This window comes from Streptomyces sp. AC627_RSS907 (assembly GCF_019049165.1).
The window spans coordinates 1-649 of sequence record NZ_JAGMUE010000036.1 but is presented as its reverse complement, the minus strand read 5'-3'; the positions used below and the strand labels follow the sequence as shown (position 1 = coordinate 649).

Below are 649 nucleotides of genomic sequence, written 5' to 3'. Positions count from 1 at the left end.
AAGGGTACGTCGGCGGCGCCGCCGAACACCGCGTGGGGCGGCAGCCCGGCGCGCTCGGCGACCTCGGCGGCCAGCGGGCCCTCTCCGGCCCCGGCGGTGATCACCAGGCGGTGCCCCCGCGCGCGCAGCGCCGCGGCGACCGCCGCGAACCGCTCCGGCGGCCAACACCTGGCCGCGGCGTCCGCGCCGGGGTGCAGCACGATGGCGCCGGCGGCCGGGGACGGGCAGGCGGGGGCGCGCAGCCGCAGGTCCGCCGGGTCGGCCGGCAGCCCGTACCAGCTCAGCAGCCGACACCAACGCTCCCGCTCGTGCTCGTCCGCGCGCCACACCGGCCCCGGCAGGTGCGGGGTGTCCGGGTGCGCGTACGCCCACAGTCGGCCCGGGCGCAGCCGGTCGAGCAGCAGGTGGCTGGGCGGGCCGTTGCCGTGCAGGTCGATCGCGACCTCGGGGGGCGGCCCGCTCCAGTCGAGGCGGCGGGGCACGGCCCGGCCGGGCGCGGTGGTGGGCAACAGGTCGTCGACGACGCCGGTGGCGCGGGCGGCGTCGGCCAGCCGGGCGGGCGCGGCGAGCACGAGTCGCCGGCCCGGCAGCCCCCGGCGCACCGCCCGCAGCGCGGGCAGCGCGGTCAACAGGTCGCCCAGGCCCAGGG

At 81.7% G+C, this 649-nt stretch carries 1 protein-coding gene; it reads right to left on the bottom strand.

Annotated features, from left to right (window positions below; translation table 11 throughout):
- The coding region (locus tag KUM32_RS10695) for a glycosyltransferase family 9 protein (protein ID WP_302185130.1) at positions 1-647 on the bottom strand (647 nt) is incomplete at its 3' end.
- Positions 648-649 lie beyond the last annotated feature (2 nt).